Annotated in this window: 6 protein-coding genes; 1 reads left to right on the forward strand and 5 read right to left on the reverse strand. The window is 68.9% G+C overall.

Annotation, left to right across the window (positions count from 1 at the left end; translation table 11 throughout):
- A partial coding sequence (locus A612_RS13570) for a LysR family transcriptional regulator (RefSeq protein ID WP_019375005.1) occupies positions 1–429 on the reverse strand: 429 nt, incomplete at its 3' end.
- Positions 430–498: 69 nt separating this feature from the next.
- Here A612_RS13570 and A612_RS13575 point away from each other — a divergent pair.
- Complete coding sequence (locus A612_RS13575; RefSeq protein ID WP_019375006.1) at positions 499–1,134, forward strand: LysE/ArgO family amino acid transporter; 636 nt, start codon at positions 499–501, stop codon at positions 1,132–1,134.
- A 78-nt stretch (positions 1,135–1,212) separates the two neighbouring features.
- Here A612_RS13575 and A612_RS13580 read toward each other — a convergent pair whose 3' ends face one another.
- The 4 genes from A612_RS13580 to mfd all read right to left on the reverse strand — a co-directional run bounded on the left by A612_RS13580 (position 1,213) and on the right by mfd (position 7,105).
- Positions 1,213–1,998 carry a MetQ/NlpA family ABC transporter substrate-binding protein gene (locus A612_RS13580; protein WP_019375007.1) on the reverse strand — a complete coding sequence of 262 codons (786 nt, stop codon included), beginning with the start codon at positions 1,996–1,998 and terminating at the stop codon, positions 1,213–1,215.
- Positions 1,999–2,169: 171 nt separating this feature from the next.
- On the reverse strand, positions 2,170–2,886 hold the full coding sequence (gene serB / locus A612_RS13585) for a phosphoserine phosphatase SerB (protein WP_019375008.1): 717 nt from the start codon (positions 2,884–2,886) through the stop codon (positions 2,170–2,172).
- 44 nt (positions 2,887–2,930) lie between these two features.
- Positions 2,931–3,605 (reverse strand): hypothetical protein, encoded by a 675-nt coding sequence (locus tag A612_RS13590; protein WP_019375009.1) that lies wholly within the window; start codon positions 3,603–3,605, stop codon positions 2,931–2,933.
- 20 nt (positions 3,606–3,625) lie between these two features.
- A complete protein-coding gene (gene mfd, locus A612_RS13595; protein ID WP_019375010.1) occupies positions 3,626–7,105 on the reverse strand; it encodes a transcription-repair coupling factor in 3,480 nt (1,159 codons plus the stop codon).
- Positions 7,106–7,363: the final 258 nt, after the last annotated feature.

Here is a 7,363-nt window from a genome sequence, read left to right on the forward strand (position 1 = left end):
CACCTCGCCGTCGCGCAGCCGCTCGCCGGTGTGGGCCTGGTCGTCGATGCGCAGGTCCAGCAGCTCGTTGCCACCTGCGGTGAAAGCCGCCATCGCGTCCATGAACCAGGTGGACAGCGAATCGGCGTTGACGGCCAGCTTGAGCGTGGGGGCCGGCGCGTGGCCGCCCGCCAGCAGGTCGGGGTGGCTGCGGCGCAGTTCGTTTTCCAGCAGCCGCACCTGCTCCAGGTGCAGGCACAGGCGCCGGCCGGCCTCGGTGCCGGTGCAAGGCGTACCCCGCAGCACCAGCACCTGCCCGGCGCGCTCTTCCAGCTGCTTGATGCGCTGGGAGACGGCCGAAGGCGTGACGTGCAACCGCCGCGCGGCACGCTCGAAACTGCCCTCGCGCAACACCGCCGCCAGCGCCTCGAGCCCGGCGTAGTCCATCATAAGCAATCCTTAATGTGATTCAGTAAATTGAAGTGTACTTGAACCTCGGAGCCGCCTACGATCGCGCCCATGTTCGCTTCTTCTGCTGCTTCCTCCTCCTGGATCGCGGGTTTCACCGTGTGCTTTTCGCTGGTCGCCACCATCGGTGCCCAGAACCTCTATGTCCTGCGCCAGGCGGTGCAGGGCGAGCACGTGCGTGCCTGCGTGGCGTGGTGCGTGGCGAGCGATGCCTTGCTGGTCGGGGTGGGCGTGGCCGGCATGGCGCAGCTGCTTGGCAGCTCGCCGGCCCTGGCGCAGTGGCTGCAGTGGGGTGGGGCGCTGTTCCTTCTTGCCTATGGCCTGTTCGCCTGGCACCGGGCGCTGTTCGTGCCGCCGGTGGTTCCCGCGGCCGCGGGCGGCGAGCGCGTCGCGCGCGGGTTGCTGGGCGTGGTCAGCGGCCTGGCGGTGATCACCCTGTTCAATCCGCACGTCTACCTCGACACGGTGGTGCTGATCGGCTCCATCGGGGCGCGGCAGGAGGGTTGGCTGAAGGCGGTGTTCGTGCTGGGCGCGGCGTCGGCGAGCCTGGCCTGGTTTCTGGTGCTGGCTTTTGCAGGGCGCCGGCTGCGCGGCGTCTTTGCCAACCCGCGCGCGTGGCAGGTGATGGATGGCCTGACCGGCGTGCTGATGTTCGCGCTCGCCTGGTGGGTCTGGCAGGGCGCCTGAAGGGGGGCGCGCCGGTCGCCATGAAAAAAGCGCTGCCCGGTGGCAGCGCTTCTTCTCGTTGCGGTGGTGCAGCGCGAATCAGAACGCAGGCACCACGGCGCCCTTGTACTTGTCCTGGATGAACTGTTTCACCTCGGGCGTGCGCAGCGCGTTGACCAGCTTGGCGATGTTCGCGTCGGACGCGCGGTCGGCGCGGGCCGCCACGATGTTCGTGTAGGGCGAGTCGGCGCCCTCGATGAACAGCGCGTCCTTGGTCGGGTTGAGCTTGGCCTCGATGGCGTAGTTGGTGTTGATCAGCGCCAGGTCCACATCGGCCAGGGCGCGCGGCAGCAGGGGCGCCTCCAGCTCCTTGAACTTGAGCTTCTTCGGGTTCTTGGCGATGTCCAGCGGCGTGGGCGTCAGGCTCTTGGCGTCCTTGAGCTCGATCAGGCCCTGCTGGGCCAGCAGGATCAGCGCGCGCCCGCCGTTGGAGGGGTCGTTGGGGATGGCGATGGTGGCGCCGTCCTTGAGCTCCTTCACGTCCTTGATCTTGCTGGAGTAGGCGCCGAAGGGCTCGACGTGCACCTTGCCGTTCGGCACCATGACCAGATCGCTCTTGCGGTCGCGGTTGTAACTGTCCAGGTAGGGCTGGTGCTGGAAGAAGTTGGCGTCGAGCTGCTTGTCCTGCACGGCGGCGTTGGGCTGCACATAGTCGCTGAATTCGCGCACCTGCAGCTCGATCCCCTGGGCCTTGAGCTGGGGCTTGACGAAATTCAGGATCTCGGCGTGCGGGACGGCCGTGGCTGCCACCTTGAGCACGTCGGCGGCATGGACACTGAATGCGGCGGCGGCCAGCGCGACGGCCGTGAGGGTCTTCTTCAACATGGAAAGCGGTTCCTTTTTCTGAGTTGCACTAGCAGAGGCAATCTCTTTGCACAAGAGGGTAACTGCCAGTCTCCAGTGTAAGCCCTGCCAGCGGCTTTCCGCTCTTCTTTATTTTCATATGTATATATGAAAGCGGATCCTTATCCGGCATGGCTCCGCCGCCCTGGTCGGTCAGTGGAGCACTTCCAGCAGCCGGTCGAGGCCTCCCGAGTTGATCGCGACCTGGGCCTGGGCGCGCACGGCCGGCTTGGCGTGGTAGGCCACCGACAACCCCGCCGCGCCCATCATTGGCAGGTCGTTCGCGCCGTCGCCGACGGCGATGGTCTGGCGCGGTTCGATGCCCATGAGCGAGGCCAGCTCCAGCAGCGTGCGGCGCTTCTCGGCGCCGTCACAGATGTCGCCCCAGGGCTGGTCGACCATGCGCCCCGTCAGCCGGCCGTCCTCCACCTCCAGGACGTTGGCGCGGGCGAACTGGATGCCCAGATGCTCCTTCACGCGGTCGGAGAAAAAAGTGAAACCGCCCGAGACCAGCAGCGTCGCCAGCCCGGCGGCGTGGGCGGCGTCGATCAGCTCCCTGGCGCCGGAGGTGAAGCGCAGCCGCTCGCGGTACACGCGCTCCAGATGCTCGACCTCCACGCCCCGGAGCAGCGCAACGCGCTGGCGCAGGCTTTCCTTGTAGTCGCTGATCACGCCCTGCATGGCGGCTTCGGTGATGGCAGCGACCTCGGCCTTCTTGCCGGCGGCGTCGGCGATCTCGTCGACACACTCGATGCTGATGAGGGTCGAGTCCATGTCGAAGGCGATGAGGCGGTAATCCGCAAGCTTCAGCGGCGGCGTGATGCCTTGGATGGCGAGGCCGGGGGCAAATTCGGAAACGGTGGTTGGCATGGCGAGAAAGGAAGGCAAAAAGAGGACTGTTCCGCGGCGCGGGTTCAGGGGCGGGGCAGGTAGATACGGTCGGACCAGGTTGCCAGCCATTGCGGCTTGAAGGCGACGAAGACGGCACTGAGCATGCCGGTCACGAAGGCATCGCCCCAGGCCATCAGCCAGCGCGCGACCAGCGACAGGCCCTCGCCCACGCCGGGCAGCACATGGCCGGTCCACTGTGCCAGTGTGCCGGCGGCGAACATGCACACCGCCGTGCCCAGGAACCCGCGGCCGAGCACATAGATGAACACGCGCGCGCCGCCGAAGCTGCGCTCGCCCATCAGGCGGCGCACCAGCACGCCCAGCAGCATGGCGAGCGTGGCGGGCACCACGCCGGACCAGACCGCCAGGCCCAGTGCCTCGGGCCACGACAGGCCTGGCGAGACCAGCGTGGCGATCACGCCGACCAGCAGCAGCGTCGGCACCGCCAGCGGCCAGCCGAGCATCAGCAGCACCAGGCAGGCGCCCGACCACTGCAGCTGCAGCGGCATCCGGTGCAGCGTCGGCAGCGCCCAGGCCCAGGGCAGGATGGCGAGCGTCGCCAGCAGCGGCGTCCACAGGGCCGCGGGCGCTCCATGCTCTTCGTGCACCAGCGGCTTCTGGCTGGCGAGCATGCGCCACGGCCGCGCCACGAGTGCGAGGGCCAGGGCCAGGAGAGCGAGGGCGGCTTCGAGGAACATGCGGCGGCTCACCTCCGGCGTCAGGCAGGCACCGCTTCGGTGAGCGGGCGCCCCAGGCTGCGCAGCACGTCGCGCACCAGCTGGGCGCGCGCCGATGCGTCAGGCAGCGCGCGCTCGATGCGCAGCTTCTCGTTGCCCGCCAGCTTGATGTGCTTGTTCTTCTGGATCAACTGGATGATCGCCATCGGATCCACCGGCGGCTGCGGCTTGAAGGTGATGGTGATGACGCCGGGCGCCGCATCGACCTTGACCACGCCGTAGGCCTGGCTTAAGCACCGCAGGCGGTGCACGTCGATCAGCGTCTGCGCCTGGGGCGGCAGCTTGCCGAAGCGGTCCACCAGCTCTTCCAGCAGCGCGTCGATCTGCTCGCCGGTCTTGGCGGTGGCGAGCTTTTTGTAGAAGGACAGCCGCAGGTGCACGTCGCCGCAGTAGTCTTCCGGCAGCAGGGCCGGGGCGTGCAGGTTGATGTCGGTGGCGGCCTGCATGGGCGCGAGCAGGTCGGGCTCCTTGCCGGCCTTCAGCGCCTTCACGGCCTCGGCCAGCATCTCGTTGTAGAGCTGAAAACCCACTTCCAGCATGTTGCCACTCTGGTTCTCGCCCAGCACCTCGCCGGCGCCGCGGATTTCCAGGTCGTGCATGGCCAGGTAGAAACCGCTGCCCAGCTCCTCCATCTGCTGGATGGCGTCCAGGCGCTGCGCCGCCTGCTTGGGCAGCGATTCGATGTCCGGCACCATCAGGTAGGCGTAGGCCTGGTGGTGGCTGCGGCCCACGCGCCCGCGCAGCTGGTGCAGCTGCGCGAGGCCAAACTTGTCGGCGCGGGCGATCACGATGGTGTTGGCCGAGGGCACGTCGATGCCGGTCTCGATGATGGTCGAGCACAGCAGCACGTTGAAGCGCTGCGCCACGAAGTCGCGCATCACGCGCTCCAGCTCGCGCTCGGGCATCTGGCCATGGGCGATGGCGATGCGCGCCTCGGGCAGGATCTGCTCCAGCGCCTGGCGGCGGTTCTCGATGGTTTCGACCTCGTTGTGCAGGAAATAGACCTGGCCGCCGCGCTTGAGCTCGCGCAGCACCGCCTCGCGGATCACGCCGTTGCTCTCGCTTCGCACGAAGGTCTTGATCGCCAGCCGCCGCTCGGGCGCGGTAGCGATCACCGACAGGTCGCGCAGCCCCTCCAGCGCCATGCCCATGGTGCGCGGGATGGGGGTGGCGGTGAGCGTCAGCACGTCCACCTCGGCGCGCAGCTGCTTCATCGCCTCCTTGTGGCGTACGCCGAAGCGGTGCTCCTCGTCGATGATCAGCAGGCCCAGGTTCCTGAATTTGGTCGATTCGGAGAGCAGCTTGTGCGTGCCGACCACGATGTCGACCGTGCCGTCGGCGATGCCCTGCAGGGCGGCCGCCACTTCCTTGCCCGAGCGGAAGCGCGAGACCTCCGCCACCCTCACCGGCCACTTGGAGAAGCGATCCACCAGCGTGCGGTAGTGCTGCTCGGCCAGCAGTGTGGTCGGCGCCAGCAGCGCCACCTGCCGGCCGCCCGACACCGCCACGAAGGCAGCGCGCAGGGCGACCTCGGTCTTGCCGAAGCCCACGTCGCCGCAGACCAGCCGGTCCATGGGCTGCGGGCTGATCATGTCCTGCACCACGGCGTGGATGGCGGCCTTCTGGTCGGCCGTCTCCTCGAAGCCGAAGTCGCTGGCGAATTGCTCGTAGTCCTGGGCCGGAAAGCGGAAGGCGTGGCCCTGGCGCGCGGCGCGGCGCGCGTAGATGTTCAGCAGCTCGGCGGCGGTGTCGCGCACCTGCTCGGCGGCCTTGCGCTTGGCGCGCTCCCACTGGCTGCTGCCGAGTTTGTGCAGCGGCGCTTCATCGGCCGAGATGCCGGTGTAGCGGCCGATCAGCTGCAGCTGGCTCACCGGCACGTAGAGCACTGCCGCATCGGCGTATTCCAGGTGCAGGAATTCCTGCAGGGCCGGCGTGCCATCGGGGTTTTTCTGGCCCACATCCATGTGGACCAGCCCGCGGTAGCGACCGATGCCGTGCTGGGCGTGCACCACCGGGTCGCCCACCTTGAGTTCCGACAGGTCCTTGATCAGCGCCTCGACGTCGCTCGCCTGCTCCTGCCTGCGGCGCCGGCGTGTGCTGCCGCTGGCGGCAAACAGCTCGGTCTCGGTGACGAAGTCGATGCCGCCGCCCGACCAGGCGAAGCCCTGGGCGAGGGCGCCGACGGCGATGCCCACGCGCTCGGCCGGCTCGGCCTCGAAGTCGGCGAGTGAATCGAAGGCCGGAGGGTGGATCTGCGAGGCGCGCAGGAAATCCAGCAGGCTCTCGCGCCGCCCGGCGCTCTCCGCAAGCAGCAGGGTGCGCCGCGCATCTGTGCGCAGGTGCGCCTGCAGGCGCGTGAGCGGATCCTCGGCGGCGCGGGCGACCGACAGGTCGGGCAGTGGCTGGAATTCAGGCACGCCCTTGTCCGCCGATTCGTCCGCCCCGGGGCGCAGCGCCAGCTGGGCATGGGGCTTGGCCTGGGCATAGAACTGCTCGGCCGTGAGGAACAGCGCCTCGGGCGGCAGCGCAGGATGATCGGGATCACCCTGGATCAGGCGATAGCGGTCGCGCGTGTCCTGCCAGAAACGCTGGAAGGCGGCCTCCAGGTCACCGTGCAGCACCAGCGTGGCCTCGGCGCCCAGGTAGTCGAAGACCGTGGCCGTGTCCTCGAAGAACAGCGGCAGGTAGTACTCGATGCCGGCGGTGGCGACGCCGTTGCCCATGTCCTTGTAGATGCGGCTGCGCGTGGGATCCCCCTCCAGCAGCTCACGCCAGCGCCGGCGAAAGCGCGCGCGCGCCTCGTCGTCCATGGGGAATTCACGGCCCGGCAGGAGGCGCACCTCGGACACCGGGTACAGGCTGCGCTGGTTGTCCGGGTCGAAGGTGCGGATGGAGTCGATCTCGTCGTCGAACAGGTCCACCCGGTAGGGCATGGGCGCGCCCATGGGGTAGAGGTCGATCAGGCCGCCGCGCACGGCGTATTCGCCGTGGCTGACGACCTGCGAGACGTGCTGGTAACCGGCCAGCGCCAGCTGCGCGCGCAGCCGCGCCTCGTCGAGCTTCTGGCCGGTCTGGAAATGGAAGGTGTAGGCCGCGAGGAAGGACTGCGGCGCCAGGCGGTACAGGGCCGTGGTGGCCGGCACCAGCACCACGTCCACCTCGCCCTGCGAGATACGCCACAGCGTCGCCAGGCGCTCGCTGATCAGGTCCTGGTGGGGCGAGAAGCTGTCGTAGGGCAGGGTTTCCCAGTCGGGAAACAGCGCGCAGCGCAGCTCGGGCGCGAAGAAGGCCAGCTCGTCGAGCAGGCGGCGCGCGTCGGTGGCATCGGCTGTGACGATGGCGGTGGTGCGCCGCTCGCCGGCCTCGCGCGCCGCCAGGCGGGCGAGCAGCAGGGCGTCGGCGCTGCCGACGGGGCGCGGCAGGGAAAAGCGTTTTCCGGGGGAGAGTCTGGGAAGCTGCATGCGGATGGGGCGGCGGGGCGCGGCAAGGAGGGGGAGGCGCGCAGACCGCCCGGGCGGCAAAAGGCGATTCTAGAATGCCGCCCATGACCGACGCGCGCTCCGTGAACTCTTTGTCGGGCCCGCCGGCCGTGCTCCGCGCAGCCGGCCCGCGTCTGTGGGCGCTGGTGCCTTGCGCCGGCACGGGTTCCCGCGCCAGCGCGGCGGGAGCGGCCGACCCGCTGCCCAAGCAGTACCGGCCGGTTGCCGGCCAGCCACTGG

This window comes from Melaminivora alkalimesophila, from assembly GCF_000282995.1.
In the GTDB taxonomy this organism is placed as follows: domain Bacteria; phylum Pseudomonadota; class Gammaproteobacteria; order Burkholderiales; family Burkholderiaceae_C; genus Melaminivora; species Melaminivora alkalimesophila.